This window comes from Virgibacillus salexigens (assembly GCF_014905415.1).
Classification (GTDB): Bacteria; Bacillota; Bacilli; order Bacillales; family Amphibacillaceae; genus Virgibacillus; species Virgibacillus salexigens.
This window is the reverse complement of the sequence record NZ_BNEO01000004.1, coordinates 265,211-290,740: the sequence shown is the minus strand read 5'-3', so window position 1 is coordinate 290,740 and position 25,530 is coordinate 265,211. Positions and strand designations below refer to the sequence as shown.

Sequence of the window (25,530 nt, the reverse complement as noted above, 5' to 3'; positions counted from 1 at the left end):
GAGATTGAGACGTTAGCGAAACAATTTGAGGTGTATGAGATTCTTACATCCATCCCCGGAGTAGGTACTAAAATTGCAGCCACTCTGATTTCAGAAATAGGGGATGTCACACAATTTAGTCACCCTAAGAAACTAGTTGCCTATGCAGGACTTGATCCAAGGGTATACCAATCAGGTAAGTTTACAGCTACGATAAACCGGATAACCAAAAGAGGATCTACGAAGCTACGTCAGACCATCTATTCAGCTGTTCAGTGTGGACTAACCAATAACCGGAATGTGAAAATTCGAGAGTATTATGACAAAAAAAGAAGTGAGGGCAAGCCTCACAAAGTAGCCATCATAGCTTGCGCCAACAAGCTATTGCATTGGATTTATGCCATATTAAAGCATAAGCAAATATATACCGCATAAACCCATACAAATAATTACACAACTTACAAAAAATTCAATTATAAATATTGAAGCTTCTTTGTGATGCACATTTTTATTATACCATCTTTAATCTAGTATGATTACTTAAAAAGTATTGACTTATATTAGCTGGTATTGCTTAATAAACGATACTTACATTTTGGAGCTTCCATTAATGAAAATGCTAAATAATAAACGGATTGTTGTTAAACCAGCAACAGGGATGGCAAAACCTTTATTGTTTTCAAATTCATAAATAGCCGTTAATGCACCTGCTACGCATAATACTAACCATACGGGCATAAATATGGCGTCTGCAATATTTGTTGGTAATAAAGTGTAAACACCAGTTAAAAAAAGTAACCAATGCATAACTAAAAGACGCAATATTCCATATGAAATTTTTTTATTCATAAATGCAGGAACAATAAACGTTAAAAAAGCGATAATTCCTATAACCACTAAAAATATTAATGAAAAGGTAATGAAGAACACCTCATTCCTTCCGTTAATTTCCTTTATTTGCGATACTGGCGCTATCCCTATTAAAGAAAAGCGCCTGATTGTTTTACAATGCGTCCCTATTCCGATATAAAAACAACGTAAGTGCATTTAATAAAATGGTAACAATGACAAGTACCGTTGAAGCAACAGCTACACCTCGCATTGTATCTGCCAGAGCTGCAAAGTCTTCAATTTTTACCAAGTAAAGGTTATAAAAAATTTGAAAACATATTGCTATAGCGCAAGCGCTGAAACTGATAATGGTAAGAGCAACCCATTTCTTATTCTTTTGTTTTTTATCTCCCGCAAGATTAATAGTAGGAATTATCCAAGCTACTAATCCAAGTATCAAACTGCCGATATTAAGCCAACCAGCATCAATCATATTTCATCCCACCCCATTTTTTCTTTCTAAATTTCTCCTCAACAAAATGGCCCGATTCATAAATAGAGCGCAGATTCTTACTCCAGAATTGCGCTCGATTGCAGAATTACACTACTGCAACTTTCTAGATTAACCATTCAAAAAAATAATAGTTGAATCTTAAATCTTATATATTTTGGATAACGTTTTTTCAATTTGAATTTGTGGTTTTTTACTCAGAAGGAGTTTAATGAAATCATACTCATTCTTAGGCGACACAAGGATACCCCAGTTATAGTTTGCGTACTGTATTACCAATCTATCAGTAGCTAAAGCAGCTGCTGTCCACACACTTTTCCCCTTACTTATTTTGTTAATTTCTTGTATATTTATGGTTTTTTTGAACGGACCAGCCTTTACTTTAATAATATCGTTTGCAATTTGATAACCCGTACCAAACCACACCCAAATAAGTAAAACCACTATAATTAATCCAACTAGTCCTTCAATGAGATTAGATACGCTAAAAGTAAAAATAGAACGAATAACAACACTTAAAATAAAAACTATGGTTCCCCATATAACAACAGAGTATAAAGCGTCTTTCTTAGATACAAAAAATATTTGGCTCACCTCTTTCACAATATGGCCCTTTAAAGGAAAAATAAGCGCAGATCTTTATTAAAGAATTGCGCGTTTGTCGAACTGTAACATTTTTATTAATCCAATATTCATCATCGAAATGATTGATAATTATATTACTTCTTAAATCTATTTCCTGTATTAACGTATATAAGCATAAATACAATTATGCCAATAAATAAGACAAGACCAAAGGCGAATAACGCGCCAATCTCATATGCTTCACTAAGTACCCAAAACAACATACTAAATGACAAAGTGAACATCATCTTCCCCATAAACTTGCACAGGGCAACTGTATCATATTTTTCCTTTTCTTCCGGAGGCATTGTATTATAGCCTGCGATTAAGGAAGAGCCTTTGCCATTGATCAGTAAAATTCCTAACACAATAAACAACCCAATGACAAACATCAATACAATCATTTTTACCCCCAGTAAGAAATAAAATATTTCAATAGCTTGTTAAACATTGGAATCCTATACCAAAATAGAGCAAATTCTTACTCCGGAAATGCGCCCCTATAGCGGCGTAACCTTGATAAAAAGCAACCCTAATTCTCTTCCTTATTGTTTGCAAACCTAACAAGTTCTGTAAAACTTGATATTAAATCCGTAACGCATTGTTCACTTTTATATTCACCATTTCCATTTTGAACGATATCCAATCTAGCATAAACTTGTTTCAAAAGTGCCTTTGCGTTATCTTCATTCAAATCATTTATACTTTTGAGTACATCATCATAACACTTTACAGCTTCAGCACTTGCTAATTTTCCATTGAACATTTATTCCCCCCTATGCATACAAGTATTTCTCAATCTGACCCATTTTGAAGTATAGCCTTGTTCCATAACTGCGCCCGTTTGTGGCATTAGCGCTTTTACAATGTAGTAATAATTGGTCCTTCCTTGGTAAGAATAATCGTATGTTCGTATTGAGCAACAGCGCTTTCATTGGTTAGGAAAGTCCATCCATCTTCGGATTGGAAGACTTCTTCTTCAAATGTAGAGATAAAAGGTTCAAAGGCAATTACCATACCATCTTTTAAAATTTCATCATCCCAACGGGCGAAGTAATTGAAAATATGTTTTGGTTCTTCATGAATCGAACGCCCAACACCGTGTCCAGTAAGGTTTTTTATGACTGTAAAGCCATGCTTTTTCGCTACGTTGTGTACAGCTTTTCCGAGCGCGCTTTTTTTCAAACCTGGCTTTGCCTTCTTAAGTCCGGCGTCGAATGCTTCCTTAGCAACGTCACATATTTTCTGTAAAGTTGCCTCTCCTTTCCCAACTACAAAGGAAATTCCAGTATCTGCAAAATACCCGTTTTTTGAACCTGAAACATCAATATTTACTATGTCCCCTTCTCGAATGGTCCGTTTCCTCTTCGGAATCCCGTGCGCTACTTCATTATTTATGCTAATACACGTATATCCAGGAAAATCGTATTCTCCTTTTGGGGCAGATTGAGCTTCTGCTATTTCAAACATCTCTCTCGCAATTTCATCGAGTTCTTTTGTGGTAATTCCAGGTTTCGTACTATGGACTAATTCATCTCGAATTGCCCCACAAATTTCACCAATTACTCTCAATCCATCAAAATCCTTTTTAGTCTTTGCAACCATTATATATCCTCACTTTTTAATGTATTTTATGATTAGTATTCCATTTAGTTTCTAAACGGAACAGATTTTCATGCAACAATATGGCTCTATAACAGAAGGAGGCATTATTCGATGAACGCGCCCGATTGCTTAATAAGCTAATTGGCGTAAATTGAGAAGTAGATTTTCATCTTGCTTTTTAACTATATATTTACGAATTTTACTGTCTATCTTTTTTTGTTGTTTGCTATCTTTATTAGGCCAGTTTATGGGGGAATACCAGTGAAGCTGTCACCAACCAATAAGGAAATGTCAAGACTGCAATCAAGTTGTTTAATGTAGATTTAAAATAAAGTTGTACCGTTTATAAAAAAGTTAAACCGTTTTGCCCCTTTGGATATGATTATCTAAAGACTCTTCACGCAACCTTAGTAAACGACTGTTAGAATCCTCTATTAAATAATACTGTAAAATATAGCTCATTATTTATAGAGGATCATAAGTAAGTCACCTTAGTTATCACACCAAGATGCCTTACTAGTTTAGGAAAATATCGATAAATGGACTAAACCGTTTTATTCTCCTCCTCTATAGCTATAACTTCCCTTGCTGCTTCTATGAAAGATAATATGATTGGTGAAAGCCATTTGTCTTTATGCCATGCCATATGTGTATACACGTGCAAGTCCGGAATCTGCCATGGAAGAGCAACAAGTTCCCCCCGTTCAACTTCGGCTTTCACTGTTATTTCTGGAAGAAAAGCAATGCCGATTCTCGTAATTGCACATTGTTTAATGGCTTCGGCATTTTGAAACTCTAAATAAGTAATATCATCAATGCCCTTTTTCTCAAATGACCGGTCAAACATAGTTCGATAGGTACAACCTTTTTCATTGACCAGGAACACTTCTCCGTGAAAATCTTCCAACTGTAGTACAGTTCGTTTCGCGAGGGGATGATCTGGAGCAACGAAAAAGCGGAAAGTTTCTTCCATTAACGGTTCCACTGCAAGTCCGCTTGAGAGAATGGTTTCGTCCAGCATAAAGACGACATCCGCGGTTCCCTCAAAGAGCGTTTGCTTGAGTTCCTGATTTGGAACAGAACGGAAGATGAGACGAACCCCTGGATAGCGCGAACGAAATAGCTGGAAGACAACTGGAAGCCGATAGGCGCAAAGAACCTCGTTGGCACTTATCGTCAGAGTGCCACTTAGATTTTCATTGTCATGAACGGCACTGCGAGCTTCGTCCAATTTGTCTAGAACACTTTGGACATGAGTTAAAAAGCGCTTACCCGCAGTTGTGAGAACGAGCTGCTTGCCCAATCGGTCAAAGAGACGAACACCAAGTTCATCCTCCAATGCTTTTATTTGCATCGTGACGTTGGAGGGGACGTAGTTCAGCGCTTCCGCAGCCCGACTGAAGTTTAAAGTTGATGCAACCGTGCGAAACGTATTCAGTTGGCGTAATTCCATCATACTACCCCCATTCCACTTTCAGTATTATTGAATACAGTTTTTAATTTTATTCACTTTTTTTGAGAGTACCATAGGTTTATACTAAGTACAAGAAATACATTCTAAATGTATGGTTTCATTTTGAAGGGAGAGACAATACAATGGATTATGAGATTTTTGATTTGGGTGACGTAACCTTGCAATCAGGAGTGACGTTACCGAGCGCATTTCTTGCTTATAAAACTTATGGAAAATTGAATGAAAAGAAAGATAATGTCATCGTCTATCCAACTGCTTTTGGCGACCAGCATGCTCAGAATGAATGGTTGATTGGAAACGGCATGGCACTAGATCCGCAGAAATATTTCATTATCGTTCCAAATCTGCTGGGGAACGGATTATCTTCGTCTCCTAGTAACACGCCTCCCCCATTCGACAGGGCTAATTTCCCTCAGGTAACGATCTATGACAACGTCAAATTACAACATCGGTTAGTGACCGAAAAATTCGGCATTCAAAAGATCGCTCTCGTAGTTGGATGGTCAATGGGAGGCGTTCAATCATTCCAATGGGGGGCAAGTTATCCCGACATAGTGGAACGAATAGCACCTTTCTGCGGAGGTGCAAAGACTTGGCCGCAAACGTATGTGGTCCTAGACGGAATGAAAGCTGCGCTCATGGCTGCAGTTGGCTTCGATTCAAGTAAACTAAACCAGTTGACTTCAGCAGACATGCGCGCCGTTGGCCGCGTCTATGCGGGATGGGGCGTATCGCAGGCCTTTTACAAAGAGGAACTTTATCGTGAGCTGGGATTTGACTCATTGGCAGATTTTGTAGTTGGCGTCTGGGAAGATAGCTTTATGAGGATGGATCCGCACAATGTTCTGGCCATGTTATGGACAGGCCAACATGCAGATCTTAGTGCAAACCCCGCATATAACGGAGATTTCGATGAGACGCTCAAAAGCATTAAAGCGCTAGCCTGTGTCATGCCAGGGAGCACGGATCTATTCTGTACAGCTGAAGATAACAAATACGAGGCTAAGCTTATACCTAATGCTATTTTTAATCCTATCGAGTCGATCTGGGGCCATTTTGCCGGACGCGGAATTAACAGTGTCGATAATAAATTTATTGATGACAACCTAAAACGCTTGTTGGCACTTAGTAAGAACGGATAAATGAAAAGTAGCTTTATATTTTTTGTTGTCCACTATTCTAAAAACATATACTACAATTAAAGACAATTGTGAAGAATTGTATTAAATTATAGGATAGATTAATAGAAATAAGTGATTTTAGAATTCAAACTATGTTTTAGATTCCATTAAAGGCTGATAGTGGAACAACACAAATAGAAAATGATCAAACTTTTTTATGAAAAATGCATAGTTCTTCACAATAAATGAATTCGTTTTGATTAATCTTTTTTCAAAAGATTCTTTTAATTTTACGTAAAACGTGGGTTTGCGAGGTATGTTTGATCAAACATTATTTCAAAGCTACATTTAAGTTAAATACTTTAACATGCATACCCCCGTCCTACTTGGATGGGGGTATGTTAAATTTTCTAGAGAGAAGCTTTAACCAGCACAATCTGTACGCACTAAAAAATTGCGGGAAAGCCGATTAGAATAAGAAGTTATGAGAAAGATTTTTACCCTTTAAAAGATCCAATTTCCCTGTTTTTCTGATTTCTCTTGGTATTCTTTTATCCCTTCAACAATTGAAGTGGCAACTCGATTTTGAAAATCGTCTTTCCACATTTTAGACTCATCATCAAGATTCGTCAGATAACCTACTTCTATCAAAGCCGCCGGCATTTTCGTATCCTTTACAACAAATAGATCTTGCTTCTTTATCCCTCTATCCCTAAATCCAGTTGCTTCAACCACATGTTTCTGTAAGGTTTCAGCAAAAAGGCGGGAATTGTTGTGATAATAAAATGTTTCCGTACCCGAAACATTGGGATCAGAAAAAGTATTCCCGTGTATAGATATAAATAAATCTGCATCTATTTCATTTGCATATTTGGGCCTGTATCGGCTTTCTTGTGATAGAAAGCTATCGTCCGTTCTCGTCATAAAAACTTCTATTGCAGGATCCTGTCCCAATAGCTTTTCCACCTTTTTTGACACACTCAAAGTAAAATCCTTTTCATACTGGCCACTTTCGCCTGACGCCCCGACATCTTTACCGCCATGTCCCGCATCAATGACAACCTTAAAAGCTGTATTACTGTTTTTACTGTTATTATGCTTAACGTTATTGTTGTCGGGATTGCTAGTGCAAGCCGATAATATTAAAGTTGAAAATAAGAACAATGTAATAAATAACATATTTTTTTTCATGTTTCTGCCTTCTTTCTTTTTAATATAGTTCTGGAGTGCTATGAAGCATCAAGACGATGGCAACGGTCATAGCAATTGAATTGTACCGGTTCAACAGAAGCATCAATTTTCTTCATTAGAAACCCCTGTTTTGTTAAATAGCTCAATAGCTCCGGTAAATATTTCGCTGTTTTGGATTGATCATGCAACAACACAACTGGTGTGGCGTCATTTCCTTCCAATGATTGAATTTGTTCAATAAGGTTTTCCACATATTCCCCCTCTGGCAGGTCCCAGTCATTGCTGTCGATATTCCAATCCCACAATTCGTAGCCTTGTGCATTCAGAGCTTCTCTGAACGGTTTGGTTAAATACGGTACACTTCCGTACGGAGTTCGAATAAGTACGGAATGAATTCCAGTAATACTTTCGAGTGCTTTTTGGGCTTCATTCATTTCACTGAGAGCCGTTTGTTTAGAAAGGTAAAATCGATTGACATCATGTGTTACACCATGTATCCCAACGCCATGCCCCTCCTTAACCACTTGTTTTACTACATTAGGACGCTCCTTCATATGAGGTGAAAGCATAAAAAACGTCGCTTTAGCATCATGTTTTTTTAAGGTTTCAAGGATATCGTCTGTTGCAGAAGATGGGCCGTCATCAAATGTTAAGTAAACGACTTTCCCGTCAGCCCTTTTTGAATTGGTTGGCAGTGATTCTAATTTCCCTGTTTTCCTTTTTGCTGCATCATTTTTCACAAATTTTTCTACCTCTTTCACTGGAGAAGGAGAAGTAACTGTACTTATTAGAAAGAATGATAGGAAAATAGTTACTAATAGGAGTCCCAAACTTATGATTTTTTTCCTTTTTAACCTCTTTATCCACTGACTTTTCCGCTTTAACGCCATTTTTTTTATCCCTTCTTTTTCAAAGCATCTTTGTACTGTTTAAAGATTAATAGAGGCAGATAAAGATTAGGTGAAGATAATATCAATATCATTTAAAGAATTAAAAATGAGGCTAGCCCTCAGAAATGTGAGTGTATTCTATAACCTGGCATAAAAAATCCGTAAGTCAAATACCCGCGATATAACGGCTATTTGACTTACGGATTTCACAGTAATTTAGGCTTCTATTAGGATTAATTAAATTTTTTAATGGTGTTTTGACTAGAATGAATATGGTCTATGAGCTTGTCTGTGAAAAAAAGCCATCCGTTCGATACCTTTGGTAAAGGCCTATTGATCGGATGGCTCAAATAAATTAAAAACTCAATATTATCCCTTAAGTTTGGCAAATTGAATAGGTTACTAAATAAAATATCTATCCTTTTTTGTTTAAATAGAAGAAAAACTGCACTCCATCTTCAGTATTCGATACACCATATTGCGACTCATGCAGCTCTAAAACATTTTTTGAAATAGCAAGCCCTAATCCTGTTCCACCATTCGAACGCCTGCGAGATGTATCTCCGCGATAAAAACGATCCCATATTTTCTCTAAATGTTCCTGCGCAATATGAGCGCCTTTATTTTCCACACTTACTTTTACACGCTCCGGCTCTTCTATCGCGGAAATAATAATGCTTTTATTTTCTGGCGTGTAGCGAATCGCATTGGTAATAAAGTTCGTAATCACTTGCTCTATTCGATGTTGATTGGCAACCACCATAATCTTAGAAAGTTGTTTATGAACATGTAATTGCTTGTTCGCTATGTCTAAATCTAATTGCTCGCATATATACTCAATGACTTGGTCAATATAGAAGACATCCATTTTCATTTTATACGTACCAGATTCAAATTTTGCTAATTCGAGCATATCAACAATGAGCATATCCATTTTATCTACTTCATTAGCCATTGCTTTAAAATAATAATCTTTTTTATTACTAGCAACACCATCTTCCAAAATGGAGATGCAACTCTTCATAATACTTAAAGGTGTCTTTAATTCATGTGAAACACTAGAAATAAATTCTTTACGTGTATTTTCTAATTGTTTTTCTTTCTCTATATCTTGTTGCAATTGATTAATATACGAATGCAAAGTAGTAGAGAGAGTATTAATATTGTGTGATAGAGTACCAATTTCATCTTTAGAGGTAATGGGTATTGTCTCTGAAAAGTCCAGATTTGCCATCTTGTTTGTAGTATCGTTTATTTGTAACAACGGTTTCGCAATCTTTTTTGAATAATAAAATGATGCCAGAACAATAAGAAGTAGTACAAATATAACTAAGTATGGGTAATAACCTTCTAACATTTGTACAGCCTCATCAACTGGTTGTAATGATGTCATAGCAAAAATATAAATAGTTTTACCTGTAGTATCTTTTATGGGTCTAATAAATATTTTGTAATTAATATTATTTTCCTCATAGTCCAATGTTTCAGCATCGCTAGTTTGATTTTTATTTAATAGTAGGTTTACTTGAAATTGTTTTACTCTATCTATAAACACACGATTCGTATAAATGTTCGAACCGAAGGTCCCTACTGGTAATTGTAATTTCTTAATGACTCCCTTTAAGAATATCTGCGAGCTACCCTTTGGAATAGGCTCTGGTGCATCTTTTTTGCCATATAACTTTTCTGATAGTTGCCCATTATCCAATGCAACATTCCTATTTTCGACCGTTAATATAGCAGGAACCACTTTATCATCTTTTTTTACTCCATCAATCATAATACGATTTCCCTGTTCTAATTCAAACCTCTCTAATCCAATGAAGCTATACAATGGGATGTTAATGACACGATTGGAGAAATCCTTATTTCGAGAAGGATCTAATTGAACTTTTACAGAAAAATCATTTGCATATTTTATATTTCCTACACTATCTAATGTTGTAATCCACGTCGTATTTTCTTGGTAGAAATCCTGCTCTAGCTTTTGAATTTTCTGTACATCTCCTCCTGCCTTTATGTACTCTTTTTTAAAAGATTGAATACTTGTTTCAATATCATTTACCTTTTGGTTTGCATAATATTGCTTAAAAAATATAGTTTGTCCAATAAAAATTGTCGTTAAAATGAGCATACATAATAATGTTGTAAGTATAAATAATTTTGATACAATTCCTATTTTCATGCCTTACCCTCAAATTTATAACCAGCTCGAATAACAGTTACAATACTATTTGCTTTATTTCCTAATTTATGACGTAAATTACGAATATGACTATTGACTGTACGATCATCACCAGCAAATTCATACCCCCAAATTTTAGTGATTAGCTGTTCTCTCGTAATAATAATCCCTGGATTTTGCATTAAATATGTTAATATTTCATATTCTGTGTGTGTTAAACCTATCTTTTCTTCATCTACTGTCACGGTACGTGAAGGGAAATGGACATGGATACCATTTCTAGTTAAGATATCTTCATTAGATAACTCTCCTGTATAAGCATATCGACTTTCCATTAATCGTTTCACTCTCGCCAATAAAATTGGTGGACTGTAAGGTTTTGTAACATAATCATCAGCCCCTAATTCAAAACCAAGTAACGTATCGTCTTCATCCACACGAGCTGTCAATATAATAATAGGCACATTCGATGATTTGCGAATTCGTCTACAAACAGACCATCCATCTAACTCTGGCAGCATAATATCTAAAATTATTAAATGTACTTCACGTTCTTCAAATATAGCCAAAGCTTCATTTCCATCTACTGCTTCTAATACTTCATATCCTTCATTCAATAAATAATCTTTCACTATTTCACGTAAAATGTCTTCATCTTCTACAATTAGTAATGTTTTTTGCATTTTTCTCCCTCGCAATGTCAAAAAGGTAAGTACCTATGAAAGAATATCATAACGATATAAAGATGAGATAAAGAAGTTAACTTGATATCATAATTGATAAACCCTCTTTAGGATCGTTGTCAATTAATTGCACATCCCACATTTTTATTTTATCCATACAAAAGCAATATTAGAAAAGAACGAATTTGCAACCCTTAGTTGGGGTAATACCAGCGAAGCTGTCACCAACCGCATAGGGATATATCCTTTTCTTGTGCCTTTTCGATATTGTCTTCGTAAGAAGCAATATCAGTAGTTTTACATTCATAAAGTGAAAATGTTAATAGTATTAAACTCCACGATAAAATCATTACCTTCTTCAAAGAAGGTAATTTCATTTTACTCATCCTTTTATCAAATTGTGTTAACTCTCCTCTATTTTAAGAGACAAGACATTTATCATTTCATTAATGATAAGCATTTTCTCATTTGTAAGCATCAGCCAATCATTCTTTTCTTTTATATTTATCATCATCAAATACAACTTCTAGTATCGCAAGCAACAACGCAATAATAATTTCTGATCTTATGGAGAGTATCATACTTTTCATAAATTCATCCACTGTAAACAGAACGAGCCAGTTGGATAAGGCCGCAACGCTAATTCGGACGAAAAACACTTTGATTCTCCCCGTTATATTACGAACCGACAGCTTATAAATTACTTTGAAAAAAATTTCAACAATGATTCCTAGAATCAAAAAACTTATAACAAAAATAGCCAAAGACCAAATTGAATTATACTGAACGCCAAGCAGTTCAAAAATCCCTGCTAGTCCAAAGAAATAAAGCCCTATTACAAAGCTCAGAACTAAAATAATAAGAGATCCAATTCCGACAATTGTTGCCGTCTTTTCTCTTATATTCATATCACGGAATAAATTATTTTTGTGTTCTGGCATAAATTTGTTTCTCCTTCAGTTAAAATCCAACTTCCAAACTCCATTAAAGAAAATCTCCCTATATGTAAATTACCACGTATCGTAATAAAAGGTTTAAGCTGATACATATAATATAAAACAAAAATAATTATAAACAGCCAACCACATGCTTTTTGTTTTTTCTTCATCTCTTCTATCCTCTCACTAACATCAAAGTGGCAAGAACTTATATAATCAGTTATTAATCCATAACCAGAAAATGATAAGATTTCAAAATGCTACCTATGCCTCCCTATCTAGGTTGAGAAGAACCATTCCAATTAAAAGACAAATATGCCAACCTATAAAAATTTTTATAAACCGGATACTTACATAAATTTATCTGATGTTATCTATACTTGAATAACATTATGCAGGTTAACGATTGGGACAATACAAACATAACGTCGGTAAGTAGCAATAACCTCTTAATCTTTTACCTCCCTAAAAAATCCCCTGATAATAATAAATTTCTTAATCTGAATAGTATATTGTATCAGAATTTCTCTACAAAAAAATAATAATACTGGAATTTTCATCCAACCTGTGATGGTTGGCTAACTTGTACAGGCGGCCTCCTATTTTCCCTTGGAAATTAAAAAAGGCATGTTCACTTAGCTTCCTGTAAATGAACATGCCATTACTACGTTCTGCCTTCATCTCTTACAAATGACTTAAAGTGATTTGCCAGCATCAATTGCTTTTTGAATGGCTTCTATTGGGTTATTCTTATCTGAATTAATTTCATAGACGACTTTATCTACCTGCCATTGTATTTTCACTTGAGGAGAATCTTTAAAACCACGAACTTTTATGACTCCTTTATCTTGAGGAGCAGGTAAATAGTGACTTTCTAAATAGCTAACCATTTGTTTTGCAAGCGCTGTATTATTAGGATATTTTTCTGTTACATATTGGGTATCAGTAGGATAATCCAATCCAATAAACCAGCGGCCTTCATTCCAAGAGATATACTGGTGACCTGCACCTGCATCTCTAGATCCTTAAATACCAAAACCTAGGTCAATGTTTGTTTGTTTTATGTTACGATAGCCTTCCATGTAATTAGCTGCTTCTTCCGAAGTATTAAATGTATGCTTTTCTAGTTCATCCGGAATGGAACGTTGTTTGCTTGAATTATCATCGTTATTCCTATTTGATTCATTGGCTGCAGAGTTGTCATCATTATGCGATTGTTCCACATTGGATTCCGAGCTAGTACCAGCTGCTTCATTTGTTTCATTCGTAGTTGCATTCGGATCATCATCTGCTGCTTCAAGATTTGTGTTACATCCAGCTAGGGTGATGCTAACAACCAGGATTCCCATCATTATGCTTCTGACATGCATCGTCATTCCACCTTTCCTGAAGTCCTCTATAGGAAACATTTTCCCTAACAGCAAGACAGTAAACATAACTAAAGATACAGGGTAATTACGTCATGCAAAATGTATGAATCCATCATACTTAGCCGAGGGCTCTCCTTTAGCCTTACATATCCCACCTTCTTTTCACATAGTTATAGGAAGGAAGAAAGGTGGTTACTGACATGAACAATTCTGATTTTGCTTCCCTTCGTTACCCAGAAGATATGCTATCCATTATTCGCAATGGATTAACGACTTCTTCACATCCGAAGAGTGTAATTATTATTGGTGCAGGTATGGCGGGCCTTGTTGCTGCTTCCTTATTAAAACAAGCGGGACACCAAGTAACCATCCTGGAAGGTAATGATCGCATTGGTGGAAGGGTTTATACGCTGAGAGAACCTTTTTCAGCAGGAAATTATTTAGATGTGGGGGCAATGCGAATTCCGGATAATCATGCGTTGGTCCTTGAATACATGAAACGATTCCATCTACCAGTCAATCATTTTCTAAATACGACTCCCGAAGATATAATTTATGTCAATAATGTATTAACAACAAGAGCAGTATATGAAGAAAACCCTGATATTTTACAATTTCCGGTGAATGAAAATGAAAAGGGAAAAACAGCAACAGCGTTATTTTTAGAGGCAACACAGCCATTTCTTGACTTATATAATAATAGTTCACCTGAAGAACAAGCACGGCTAGAAGAGGAATTTAGTGAATACTCGATGGGCGAATTTCTACAATATAATCCTATTGGTCGACCACTATCTATACCCGCCATTCGCAGCATTGGTGTTATGCTAGGAATCGAAGGTTTTCCTCAAGCTTCCTTTGTCGATATTCTGACAGATATTACGTATCCTATATTTGGTGAATCCGTTGAGTTTCTGGAAATAGATGGTGGTAATGATCGACTTCCATATGCCTTTCTAAATCAGCTTCAACCACATACGTACGTCAATCAAAAAGTAGAGCGAATCTATCAACATAATCATGGCGTACGAGTTCAGTCGTGGAATCCGCTAACTCATAAAACAACATGGGTTGATGGAGATTATACGATTGTCACCATTCCCTTTCCTGTTTTTCAGTTTATCGATGTTATTCCTTATAACTCCATTTCCTTTGAAAAATGGCAAATTATTCGGGAACTGATCAATGTACCCTCGGTTAAAATTGGAATTGAATTTAAACACCGATTCTGGGAAAAACTTCATCTCGGGAATGCTATTTCAGATATCCCTACGCGTTTTTCTTATATTCCAAGCCATGGAATAGGTGAGCCAGGACCAGCGATTTTGTTAGCTAGCTACAGTTGGGGCGAAGATGCAATTCTCTGGGCGAGTTTACCACCACAGCAGTTAGCTCGAGCATTGTTAAAAGACATAGCAAAAATCTACGGCAATATCGTCTTCCAAGAATATATTAAGGCTGTATCCTATAATTGGAGCCTAAATCCATACTCAGCAGGGGCATTTACGTTATTTACCCCTGGACAAGGAAAAGAATTTTCAGAGGTTATTCGCCAACCTGAGGGACGATTACACTTCGCTGGAGAGCATACTTCTTCCTTTCACGGCTGGATAGAAGGAGCAATTGAGTCTGGTATTCGCACTGCGTATGAGATCAATGCAAGAGAATAATCATTACTACTAATTATAAAATAAGGTGGCATACGAAATGACTTCTTCAACGAATAGTTTTGGTTTTAAATTCAAAGGCGATCTGCAAATGCGGATTGCCGGCCTTCACTCCATTGGAAAAGAAACAAGAACGTGCCCTTCTTATCAATGGAATGGCTTAGAACGGAGTGAAGAAGGAAGATGGGTATTTCAATATACATTACATGGACAAGGTGCTATCCGAATTGGAGAGCAGACGTATGATTTATCAAAAGGACACGCATTTCTTGTGCAGATCCCGAGTGATCACTGTTATTATTTACCTGATCAATCTTCTAGCTGGGAATTTATCTTTATTACGTTATTTGGAAATGAAGTAACCCGCTTCTTTGAACAGATCACCACGAAACATGGACATCTATTTACGTTTCCCCTTCATGCGAAACCTATTAAGCGCATCTTTCATTTATTAGAGGAAATTGCGACTTCAGGAATTGAACAAGCATATAAAGCATCGCAATACGCCTACAGCTTTCTAATGGATTATCTGCAATACGTAGAATATGAAGAGCAGAGTCAAAGCCCGTTCCCCCTCACGATTTATAAAGCCATCTCCTTTATGCAAAGCAAGTTTGCGGAAAATCTTGTCTTGGATGATATTGTTGCTGTTACTGGTTTATCAAAGTATCATTTTACAAGACTCTTCCATCACACAGTAAAAGAGACGCCGATGAAATACCTTGCAAAATTACGAATACATCAATCCATCTTTTTACTAAAGAATAGTGATCTAACCATTGCAGAAATTGCAACAGCGGTTGGCTTTCGTAGTGGTAATTATTTTAGTAAAGTTTTTAAAAACATGATCAATGTCCCTCCTAGTGAATATCGAAAAAACCAATCCTATATGCCTGTTGATCATTTTTTTATCGATTAAATACAAGCAATAATTTACCTCATTTTATTTTTTTTACGATTGTAAAGCTACATTTCTTCGCATAACATGTAGTTCAAGAAGGCAATTATTTATCAGGGGGGAATGTTGATGTCTAAGATTACCTTTTTAGGTGCAGGCAGTACGGTGTTTGCTAAAAATTTACTAGGCGACTGCATGACTGTCGATGCGTTGCAATCGTTTGAGTTCGCATTGTATGATGTCGATCATAAACGTTTACGAGATTCAGAGTTATTGTTAAATACAATGAAAAAGAACCTACAATCCAATGTAACTATTATTACCTATCATGACCGAAAAGAAGCTCTGCGAAATGCAACCTATGTAATTAATGCTATTCAAGTAGGCGGTTATGATCCGTGTACAATTACCGACTTTGAGATGCCAAAGAAGTATGGACTTCGCCAAACAATCGCAGACACGATCGGAATTGGAGGAATCTTTCGTAACCTCCGTACCATACCAGTTATACAAGCATTTGCTAAAGACATGAAAGAAGTTTGTCCAGATGCATGGTTTCTTAATTACACGAATCCAATGGCTGTATTAACCAATGTTTTGCTCCAAGAAGGAATTAAGACAGTCGGCTTATGTCATAGCGTGCAAGTCTGTGCAAGCCATTTATTAGAATCATTAGATATGCCCTTCGATAATATTCAATGGAAGATTGCTGGAATTAATCATATGGCTTGGCTTTTGGAGATTACAAGAAATGGCAAAGACCTTTATCCAGAAATCAAACAACGTGCCCGCCAAAAGCAATCTGAAAAACATGATGATATGGTCCGTTTTGAATTAATGCAACGCTTCGGCTATTATGTTACGGAGTCTTCCGAGCATAATGCAGAATATCATCCATACTTTATTAAAAAGAACTATCCAGAACTGATAGAACAATATAATATTCCGTTAGATGAGTATCCTCGTCGTTGTGTGAATCAAATAGAAGGATGGAAACAGATGCGAGAAGATCTTGTTCATAATAAACATTTACATCATGAACGTACCATGGAATATGGTTCGTATATTATCGAGGCAATGGAAACGAATCAGCCATTTAAAATTGGCGGTAATGTCCTAAATACTGGCGGCCTCATTCGTAATTTACCAGAAAAAGCTGTAGTGGAAGTTCCATGCCTGGTCGACGCATCCGGGGTTACACCAACTCATGTAGGCGACCTTCCTGAGCAGCTCGCAGCACTCAACCGGACAAATATCCATACACAATTATTAACAATCGAAGCGGCTCTTACGAAGAAGAAAGAAAAGATCTATCAGGCCGCACTTTTAGATCCACATACCGCTGCTGAATTATCGATTGATGATATTGTTTCTCTTTGTGATGACTTGATTGAAGCACATGGCAGCTGGCTACCAGCTTATACGTAATTAACAAAATCTCTCGCTTAGGTTCAGCGAGAGATTTTTTAGTAAAATAATTAGTTTTTTAAGTTATATCTTCTCCCATGAACACATAAAATGAACTCAAATCAAGTAAACTTTCGTAAAAAATCATCCTATTTACATCGCTTCTATTTCATTATTTTTTTATTCAACCACCTCATTTTTTACTAAATACAAGAAAAGGTGAAGACAATGGCAACCATAAAAGATGTCGCTAATTTAGCTAACGTATCACAGGCTACCGTTTCCCGTGTATTAAATCATGATCATACCCTATCTGTCTCGGCGGATACAAGAAACCGTATCGTTGATGCAGCTAAACAATTAAACTATCAGACGATCCGTGTTCGCAAACAACATACTTATAGCCAAGCTCCCTACCGAATTGGTATTTTCTTATGTTTATCGCAAGAAGAAGAATTAAATGATCCGTATTTTCTTTCGATACGGCAAGGAGTTGAGCAGGAATGTAAAGCACTTGGAATTGAAAGCATGGAAATATACCGAAAATATAATTTTAATACTACTCAATTAAATCCTAATTTGGATGGCTTGATCATAATTGGAAAAGTAGATACCGAACTAATACAGTATATTCGAGGAAAAATGAAATGTATCACGTTTATTGATTGCTCTCCAGACGAAGATACGTATGATTCAGTTGTAATTGATTTTCAGAAAGCTACGAATCTAGCATTGGATCATTTATTGGAGAGTAATATCAATACAATCGGGTTTATCGGAGGGAGGCAAACCGAATATACGAATAATCAACTTTCCCACACATATGAGGACGAACGCTATTTAACATTCAAACAACGTATGCGTGAAATAAAGCAATACGACAAGCGTCATGTGCATATTGGGGAATTCACAATGACGACAGGTTATCGGCTTATGAAACAAGCAATTGAACAAGGCGGGCTGCCAAATGCTTTCTTTATTGCAAGTGATCCAATGGCGATTGGAGCATTACGTGCACTACGAGAATCCGGATTACGTGTTCCAGAAGATATAAAAATTATTGGCTTTGACGATATTGAAATGGCTCAATTTGCAAACCCTCCTCTTTCTACCATTCATGTTCCAACCGAATGGATGGGAAAAATCGGTGTGAAATTATTAGTCGAACGACTAAAAGGGCGTGATCTACCATTAAAGGTAACAGTACCTACAACATTAATCCAACGTGAAAGCACGAAGATGACAACGTAAGTTAAATGATGTTTTCCATTAAAATAGCGGAAGGATTGATATTATGAAAGCGCTTTTAAAGATTAGCTTTACACTTCTCATTTGCAGCATTGTATTAATCGGGTGCTCTGACGGTTCTAATAAAGAGAGCGGAAAGGTCACTTTATCGTTATTTTCTACTGTCACAAATGAATCAGATCAGCAAGCAATCGAACATGCAGCAGCTAAATTCGAAGAAGCGAACCCAGATATTCAGATTGATTATAATTTTCCTGGTGGTGATTATGAGGACATGCTTCGAGTGAAGATGGCAGCTAATGATATGCCTGATTTATTTGACACACACGGATGGGCACAGCAACGTTATGGCGAATATGTGATGGACTTATCCGATATGGATTGGGTAGCTGATTTAGATCCTGCCTTAGAATCTATTTTCACCGATGATCAAGGAAAGGTCTATGCCTATCCTCTCAACCAAGCAAAAGACGGTTTAACTTACAATAAACATGTTTTGGATAAATATGGTATTAAACCTCCTGAAACGTTTGATCAATTCATGGATGCGCTTGAAAAAATAAAAGAAAAAAGTAATGGAGAAGTTACTCCTCTTTGGTTTGCAGGATCAGAAAAGTCACAGCTTGGGCAATTTCTTGACGAATTCGCTACTCCTTTACTCATTACACATCCGGAACACAATTTCAGTAAGGAATTAGAAACAGGAAGCTTCGATTGGTCGAAATACACTTTTTTACCTAAAAAACTAAAAGAAATGCAAAATAAAGAACTATTAAATGAAGACGTGCTTACCGCACAAATTCATGAACTACCTCAACTACTTGCTCAAGATAAGATTGGGTTTGTTATGGCCACAACGCCGATTCAATCCGTAAAGGAATTAAACCCGGATGCAGAATTAGGAGTTATTCCTGTACCTGCGATTCATGAAGGCGGGGAACAAAGTTGGATTGGAGGCGAACGTCATACGATGGCAATCTGGAAAGATACGGAACACCCTGAAGCGGCTCGCAAATTTATTGAATTCTTAGCACAGCCAGATTTAGTTAAAGCGATAGCAGAAGGAACCTCCCTACCTGCCGGATTAACCAATGCCACAGCAGATGTCTATTACTCAGACGATTATCAAAAGTACGCGGATGTCCAAGTAGAGCCTTATTTTGATCGAATTTATTTGCCAAGTGGGATGTGGGATGTATTAGGAAATACAGCACAAGAACTGCTATCCGGTGCTTTAACTCCTGAACAAGTGTCCGAATCTACAGGAAGTGAATTTGAACGACTACGGGATCAAGGGAAGTAGAATTGCGCTTAATAGGAGTTGATTTAAATGAAAGCATACACGCATTCTCTCCAACAGTCGAATACTAAGACGAAACGGATTTCTTCATTATGGTGGATGTATCTACCTGCATTGTTATTTGTTGGACTTTTTATTATCTATCCATTTATCAATGGGATTCGCATCTCGTTCACAAACTGGAATGGTTTTTCTCAAATGTATGATTTTATTGGATTCAAACAATATACGCGAATGCTTTCTGATCCCGATACATGGTTAGTTGTACGAAATACATTAATTTATGGAATTGGGAGTACATTGTTGCAGAATATTATTGGACTGCTTTATGCTCTATTATTAAACCAGAGCTTCCACTTTCGAACATTGACACGTACGATTATTTACTTGCCCGTTATTATTAGTCCCTTAGTGATGGGGTATATCTGGTATTTCTTTTTTGCTTACCAAGGTGGAGCATTTAATGATGTCCTCCTTTGGTTAGGATTGGAGAAAGTTAATATATTAGGCAACCCTGACATGAATATTTGGATTATCGTATTCGTAAATACATTTCAATTTGTTGGAATCGCAATGATCATTTATTTGGCTGGATTACAAAGTATTCAGAAGGATTACTATGAAGCCGCCGAAATAGATGGAGCAAGCCCCTTTCAACGATTTAAAAACATCACACTTCCACTATTAATGCCATCCATAACCATTAATATGGTTATCAATATAATTGGGGGATTGAAGCTATTTGATGTCATTATTTCGTTAACGAACGGCGGTCCTGGTAACGCCTCCCAGTCTATGTCGACCTTTATGTATAATCTATATTTTTCCAGACAAGATGCTGGGTACGCAGCTACACAAGGGGTGTTAATGATGGTAATAGTCCTGCTACTAAGTCTTTCAGCATTATTGTATTTTCGTAGGAAGGAGGTTGAGGCATAATGCATCCCATCGTAAAAAAAAGACTGTTTACGATCATAGCACTCCTTATCGTCGCATTGCATATTCTCCCCTTTTATATCCTTGTGACAACCTCCTTAAAGGCAAGGGGAAACTTCAGTTCAAAATGGATTTTCCCAAGGGATATAAGCTGGGAGAACTTTACTCTTGCCTGGCAGCAAGCCAATTTAGGTCATGCACTCCTTAATACAACAATAATTACTTTTTTCGCTGCATTATTGCTTATATTTATTGGCTCACTAGCCGCTTATCCATTAGCTAGACGGCAAACGAAATTGAATAAATGGATGTATATGTTGTTTATCGCTATTATGGTAGTGCCCCCATTAGCGGCACTCGTCCCGCTTTATCAGCTCGTTGTTAATATCGGCTTAATGAATACCCATCTTGTAGCCATTCTTAATAACGTAGCTGCATATCTACCCTTAACGATCTTCTTATATGCTGGCTTTATCCGCTCAACAATACCTAAATCGTTAGAAGATGCAGCTCGAATAGACGGTGCAAGTACAGCAACCATTTTCTTTCGGATTATCTTCCCATTACTAAAACCGGTCACGGCATCTATCTTAATAATTTCTTGTGTCTTCATTTGGAATGATTATCAATTTGCGATCTTCTTCCTACAAGATAAAGATGTTCAAACGATGACTGTAGCATTATCAAGCTTTTTCGGCGAAAATGCGAATAATCTCAACCTTGTCGGTGCAGCAGCAATTATTGCCATGCTGCCGATGGTGGTTCTGTTTCTATTCTTACAGAAGTACTTTATTAAAGGTCTTGCATCAGGATCTGTCAAAGAATAACCGTTATTTTTTAGGATAACTTAGCAGTTATTACCTGTTTTCCACTTCTATTGGCTTGATGCGAACCAACTGCATCAAGCTTTTTCTTCTTGCTTGCTCCCCTTCTCTTTTTAAAACAAGCAAATGCCAGAGCTGGCCTCGACTTGCTTCTAAAGATCTTGGATTACTTATTATGCAAGGTATAGGGTATAACCTTAAATGGTAATAACTTGCGGAATAGGATGTTGGATAAAAAATTTTATTCCATTTATAATAGTAGAAAACTGTATGCTGGGTGGAGGGTCATCATGAAAACAGTCTTAGCTTTTTTAAAACCATATAAGCTCCCGGCCGTTGTTGCTTTTTTACTCATGTTAATCGAGCTTACGGTAGAGTTAATGCTTCCCTTCTTTCTAGGAAAAATGATCAATGAAGGGGTGGTAAACCAAGACATAGACACCATCATGATGTGGGGTGTGATTATGATCGGTCTTGCTTTTATAGCCTTCATTGCAGGAATTATCAATTCATTTTATTCATCCCATGTCGGATGGGGTTTTGCTCATGATATACGCAAAAAATTATTTGCTAAGATTCAAGCATTCTCCTTCGCTAATTTAAATCAGTATCCAACTTCTGGGTTAATGACTCGCTTCACCAACGACGTACGGCAAATTCAAAATACGATTTATATGATATTGCGAATTATGTCAAAAGCACCATTATTAGTGATCGGTGGTGTAATCATGGCTTTTGTCGTTAATGCTAGACTTGCACTTATCTTTTTAATTACTGTTCCAATATTAGTAGGGTTTATCTTATGGGTATTAAAACGAGCCAGCGGTTTATTCAATAAGATACAAAATAGTATTGACAAAGTAAATCGCGTGATGCAAGAAAACCTTTCCGGGATACGGCTAATTAAAGCTTTTTCACGAAGAAACCATGAAGAAACACGGTTTACTGAAGCAAACCAAACCTTAGCAAATCGTACCCGCTATACTTTTCGGTTCATAGAGTCGTCGATGCCTGTGCTTTTATTCGTTATGAACCTGAGTTTAATTTTCATTATCTGGTTTGGTAACCTTCAGACGATTTCCGGTACAACTAGTGTCGGAGATGTAGTTGCGATCATCAATTATGCGATGCGGGTTGCAATGTCTATTTCTATGTTTACCTTTATTATCATGGGAATCTCACGAATGAAAGCTTCTGCTGATCGTGTGGATCAGGTATTAAACGTTGATGTGGATCTAAAAGATCATGATGAAGCAGATAGCTCTCTTCGTGTTAAGCAAGGTTTTATTACATTTGATCATGTTTCATTTATTTATCCAGGAACAACGAAGTCTGTTTTAAGTAATGTTCGTTTTTCTGTGAATCCAGGTGAACGTTTAGCAGTTATTGGCTCTACTGGATCAGGTAAGACATCGTTATTTCAATTAATACCACGCCTCTATGATGCAACAGAAGGCGAAATACGGATTGATCATCGACCAACGACTGATTATACATTAGATAATTTGCGGAGAAGTATTGGATACGTACCTCAAAGCCCGCTATTATTTACCGGTACAGTAGCTGAGAATATTGCTTGGGGGAAAGAACATGCTTCTACTAAGGAAATTATTCACGCAGCCAAAGATGCACAAATCCATGATGCGATTATGGAGCTTGACAACCAATATCAAACGAAAGTTGGGCAAAAAGGGGTCAACTTATCTGGTGGTCAGAAACAGCGAATTTCCATTGCCAGAGCACTTATTCGAAATCCGAAGATTTTAATGTTGGATGACAGTACGAGCGCCCTCGACCTCACGACAGAATCAAAGTTGCTACACGCAATGGAGTCCTATGAATGTACAACGTTACTTATTACCCAAAAAATTTCGACGGCAATGCGGGCTGATCGAATATTATTAATTGATGAAGGAAAAGTACTTGCAATTGGAACGCATGAGGAATTGCTTCATTCCTCCTCTCTATATCAACGAATCGTTACGTCTCAATTTGGAAAGGAGTATGCAAATGTCGAGTAATTCATTAAAACAACCTTTTCAATATGAGAAAATTCCAATCGACTCGATTCACGTAGATAAAAAAAAACGTGCCAAAGATACAACAGGAACAGTTAAGCGCATATGGTCTTATTTAGCAAGAGAGAAAATGAAATTAGTCCTTGTTATATTAATGGTTATTGCAAGCTCTGGGTTAAGCTTACTTGGTCCCTTTATGATCGGTATGGCGATAGATGACTTTATTGTCACTAAAGAAACAGCAGGATTAACTACTTTACTAATCTGGTTAGTCGTCATTTATCTCGGTCATTCCCTTTCGGTATTTTTACAAAATTATTGGATGATTGGTATCGCACAACAAACTGTATTTTCTTTAAGATCGGAATTATTCTCTCAATTTCATCGACTACCTATCGCTTATTTTGATCAACGCCAACATGGTGAACTGATGAGTAGAATTACCAATGATATTGATAATGTAAATAACACGCTTAATCAATCCGTTATACAGATATTCTCTAGTGTGTTAACACTAATTGGGACAATAGGCGTGATGATTTACCTTAGCCCCCTTTTAACGCTTGTAACCATGACCATTATTCCTGTTATGTTTCTAGGTATACGTTGGATTACGAAACGCACTGGTCCATTATATAAATTGCAACAGCGGAACCTTGGCGAGGTCAATGGCTATGTAGAAGAAATTGTATCCGGACAGCATATTGTAAAAACCTTCTCTCAAGAAAACCGGGTCATGCGCGAATTTGAGCAACGAAATAAAGACTTAAATCATGTTGGATTCTGGGCTCTAACCATTTCTGGATTTATTCCTAAAGTCATGAATATGCTTAATTTTTTAAGCTTCGGGCTCATCGCATTGGTTGGTGGACTATTAGCTATTAAAGGTTTTGTGACGGTAGGTGTAATTGTTATTTTTACCGAGTATGCGAGACAATTTACCCGCCCCCTAAATGAACTATCTAATCAATTTAACATTCTTTTATCTGCGGTAGCAGGAGCAGAACGTGTCTTTCGTGTGATCGACGAGAAACAAGAAGAAACGGATGAAGAAGATGCCAAGGAACTACATTCAATAACCGGTCATATTATCTTTGACCATGTCTACTTCGGATATGAGGATACTGCCATTCTTAAAGGAATTAGCTTTGAAGCAAACCCGGGAGAAACCGTTGCTCTAGTAGGACATACTGGAGCAGGAAAAACTACCATCATTAATTTGCTTGCTCGGTTTTATAACTATGACGAAGGGGATATCAGGATAGATGGAACATCTTTAAAAAGCATTAAACGAGCTAATTTGCGTCAACATATGGCTTTTGTCCTACAAGATGCTTTCTTATTCCATGCTACTATCCGTGAGAATATTCGATATGGGAAATTAGCAGCTACTGATCAGGAGGTAATGCAAGCAGCCAAAAATGCTAATGCTCATGAATTTATAGAGAAATTACCAAATGGCTATGATACGATGTTAGATCAATCAGGGAGTGGAATTAGCCAAGGTCAAAAACAATTATTAACAATTGCTCGTGCTTTACTTGCAGAACCTACCATCTTGATTTTAGATGAGGCAACCAGTAATATTGACACGATTACTGAATTAAAAATTCAAGAGGCACTCAAACGATTAATGGAAGGACGCACAAGTTTTGTAATCGCTCATCGATTGAATACGATCCAAGAGGCGGACCATATTATTATGCTAGAGCACGGAGAGATTATTGAGCAAGGCAACCATCATCAATTGCTAGCACAGCAGGGGAAATACTACCAATTAAACCAGAACCAAATGCAACAAAGCAAAGCTAATTAAAATGGTTTATCTAT

Annotated in this window: 25 protein-coding genes; 11 read left to right on the top strand and 14 right to left on the bottom strand. The window is 36.8% G+C overall.

The window, feature by feature from the left end; all coding sequences use genetic code 11:
* A partial coding sequence (locus JKP73_RS17190) for a transposase (protein WP_200411577.1) occupies positions 1–414 on the top strand: 414 nt, incomplete at its 5' end.
* Between the two features lie 153 nt (positions 415–567).
* On the opposite strand, the gene JKP73_RS17185 is transcribed toward JKP73_RS17190, so the two are convergent.
* The 7 genes from JKP73_RS17185 to JKP73_RS17155 form a co-directional block, all read right to left on the bottom strand.
* Positions 568–876, bottom strand: coding sequence for a hypothetical protein (locus tag JKP73_RS17185; protein ID WP_200411576.1), 309 nt, complete (start codon positions 874–876; stop codon positions 568–570).
* A gap of 106 nt (positions 877–982) precedes the next feature.
* Complete coding sequence (locus JKP73_RS17180) at positions 983–1,303, bottom strand: hypothetical protein (protein ID WP_021292327.1); 321 nt, start codon at positions 1,301–1,303, stop codon at positions 983–985.
* A 159-nt stretch (positions 1,304–1,462) separates the two neighbouring features.
* On the bottom strand, positions 1,463–1,924 hold the full coding sequence (locus JKP73_RS17175) for a PH domain-containing protein (RefSeq protein WP_160807317.1): 462 nt from the start codon (positions 1,922–1,924) through the stop codon (positions 1,463–1,465).
* A gap of 116 nt (positions 1,925–2,040) precedes the next feature.
* Entirely contained in the window at positions 2,041–2,349 is a 309-nt protein-coding gene (locus tag JKP73_RS17170) for a DUF3784 domain-containing protein (RefSeq protein ID WP_038245604.1), read from the bottom strand.
* A 128-nt stretch (positions 2,350–2,477) separates the two neighbouring features.
* Positions 2,478–2,711, bottom strand: a complete 234-nt coding sequence (locus JKP73_RS17165) for a hypothetical protein (protein WP_021292325.1) — start codon at positions 2,709–2,711, stop codon at positions 2,478–2,480.
* Positions 2,712–2,806: 95 nt separating this feature from the next.
* A complete protein-coding gene (map, locus tag JKP73_RS17160) occupies positions 2,807–3,550 on the bottom strand; it encodes a type I methionyl aminopeptidase (protein WP_038245605.1) in 744 nt (247 codons plus the stop codon).
* Between the two features lie 544 nt (positions 3,551–4,094).
* Positions 4,095–5,003, bottom strand: coding sequence for a LysR family transcriptional regulator (locus JKP73_RS17155; protein ID WP_038245607.1), 909 nt, complete (start codon positions 5,001–5,003; stop codon positions 4,095–4,097).
* A 143-nt stretch (positions 5,004–5,146) separates the two neighbouring features.
* Between JKP73_RS17155 and JKP73_RS17150 the strand changes: the two genes are divergently transcribed.
* The gene (locus tag JKP73_RS17150; RefSeq protein ID WP_200411575.1) at positions 5,147–6,166 is read left to right on the top strand and encodes an alpha/beta fold hydrolase; all 1,020 of its coding nucleotides are present in this window, start codon (positions 5,147–5,149) and stop codon (positions 6,164–6,166) included.
* Between the two features lie 483 nt (positions 6,167–6,649).
* Here JKP73_RS17150 and JKP73_RS17145 read toward each other — a convergent pair whose 3' ends face one another.
* The 7 genes from JKP73_RS17145 to JKP73_RS17115 all read right to left on the bottom strand — a co-directional run bounded on the left by JKP73_RS17145 (position 6,650) and on the right by JKP73_RS17115 (position 13,402).
* Complete coding sequence (locus JKP73_RS17145; protein WP_160807320.1) at positions 6,650–7,336, bottom strand: N-acetylmuramoyl-L-alanine amidase family protein; 687 nt, start codon at positions 7,334–7,336, stop codon at positions 6,650–6,652.
* Between the two features lie 38 nt (positions 7,337–7,374).
* Positions 7,375–8,166 (bottom strand): polysaccharide deacetylase family protein, encoded by a 792-nt coding sequence (locus JKP73_RS17140; protein ID WP_234447130.1) that lies wholly within the window; start codon positions 8,164–8,166, stop codon positions 7,375–7,377.
* A gap of 475 nt (positions 8,167–8,641) precedes the next feature.
* Positions 8,642–10,411 carry a sensor histidine kinase gene (locus tag JKP73_RS17135; RefSeq protein ID WP_200411574.1) on the bottom strand — a complete coding sequence of 590 codons (1,770 nt, stop codon included), beginning with the start codon at positions 10,409–10,411 and terminating at the stop codon, positions 8,642–8,644.
* Positions 10,408–11,094: a response regulator transcription factor gene (locus JKP73_RS17130; RefSeq protein WP_021292318.1), complete on the bottom strand. Its 687-nt coding sequence runs from the start codon at positions 11,092–11,094 to the stop codon at positions 10,408–10,410. The genes JKP73_RS17135 and JKP73_RS17130 overlap by 4 nt, the downstream gene beginning before the upstream one ends.
* Before the next feature lie 485 nt (positions 11,095–11,579).
* Positions 11,580–12,035, bottom strand: coding sequence for a YrvL family regulatory protein (locus tag JKP73_RS17125; protein ID WP_038245610.1), 456 nt, complete (start codon positions 12,033–12,035; stop codon positions 11,580–11,582).
* Between the two features lie 692 nt (positions 12,036–12,727).
* Positions 12,728–12,991 carry a hypothetical protein gene (locus JKP73_RS17120; protein WP_200411573.1) on the bottom strand — a complete coding sequence of 88 codons (264 nt, stop codon included), beginning with the start codon at positions 12,989–12,991 and terminating at the stop codon, positions 12,728–12,730.
* A gap of 66 nt (positions 12,992–13,057) precedes the next feature.
* Positions 13,058–13,402 carry a hypothetical protein gene (locus JKP73_RS17115; protein WP_200411572.1) on the bottom strand — a complete coding sequence of 115 codons (345 nt, stop codon included), beginning with the start codon at positions 13,400–13,402 and terminating at the stop codon, positions 13,058–13,060.
* 200 nt (positions 13,403–13,602) lie between these two features.
* Between JKP73_RS17115 and JKP73_RS17110 the strand changes: the two genes are divergently transcribed.
* From JKP73_RS17110 to JKP73_RS17070, 9 genes are all read left to right on the top strand, one after another.
* On the top strand, positions 13,603–15,072 hold the full coding sequence (locus tag JKP73_RS17110; RefSeq protein ID WP_160807324.1) for a flavin monoamine oxidase family protein: 1,470 nt from the start codon (positions 13,603–13,605) through the stop codon (positions 15,070–15,072).
* Positions 15,073–15,109: 37 nt separating this feature from the next.
* Positions 15,110–15,988 carry an AraC family transcriptional regulator gene (locus tag JKP73_RS17105; RefSeq protein WP_021292312.1) on the top strand — a complete coding sequence of 293 codons (879 nt, stop codon included), beginning with the start codon at positions 15,110–15,112 and terminating at the stop codon, positions 15,986–15,988.
* A gap of 108 nt (positions 15,989–16,096) precedes the next feature.
* A complete protein-coding gene (locus JKP73_RS17100) occupies positions 16,097–17,395 on the top strand; it encodes an alpha-glucosidase/alpha-galactosidase (RefSeq protein WP_160807325.1) in 1,299 nt (432 codons plus the stop codon).
* Between the two features lie 207 nt (positions 17,396–17,602).
* Positions 17,603–18,625, top strand: coding sequence for a LacI family DNA-binding transcriptional regulator (locus JKP73_RS17095; protein WP_021292310.1), 1,023 nt, complete (start codon positions 17,603–17,605; stop codon positions 18,623–18,625).
* A 43-nt stretch (positions 18,626–18,668) separates the two neighbouring features.
* Positions 18,669–19,925: an ABC transporter substrate-binding protein gene (locus tag JKP73_RS17090; RefSeq protein WP_021292309.1), complete on the top strand. Its 1,257-nt coding sequence runs from the start codon at positions 18,669–18,671 to the stop codon at positions 19,923–19,925.
* 27 nt (positions 19,926–19,952) lie between these two features.
* Positions 19,953–20,861: a carbohydrate ABC transporter permease gene (locus JKP73_RS17085; RefSeq protein WP_038245613.1), complete on the top strand. Its 909-nt coding sequence runs from the start codon at positions 19,953–19,955 to the stop codon at positions 20,859–20,861.
* Complete coding sequence (locus tag JKP73_RS17080; RefSeq protein WP_021292307.1) at positions 20,861–21,685, top strand: carbohydrate ABC transporter permease; 825 nt, start codon at positions 20,861–20,863, stop codon at positions 21,683–21,685. The genes JKP73_RS17085 and JKP73_RS17080 overlap by 1 nt, the downstream gene beginning before the upstream one ends.
* Before the next feature lie 287 nt (positions 21,686–21,972).
* On the top strand, positions 21,973–23,703 hold the full coding sequence (locus JKP73_RS17075) for an ABC transporter ATP-binding protein (RefSeq protein WP_200411571.1): 1,731 nt from the start codon (positions 21,973–21,975) through the stop codon (positions 23,701–23,703).
* The gene (locus JKP73_RS17070) at positions 23,693–25,516 is read left to right on the top strand and encodes an ABC transporter ATP-binding protein (protein ID WP_021292305.1); all 1,824 of its coding nucleotides are present in this window, start codon (positions 23,693–23,695) and stop codon (positions 25,514–25,516) included. The genes JKP73_RS17075 and JKP73_RS17070 overlap by 11 nt, the downstream gene beginning before the upstream one ends.
* Positions 25,517–25,530: the final 14 nt, after the last annotated feature.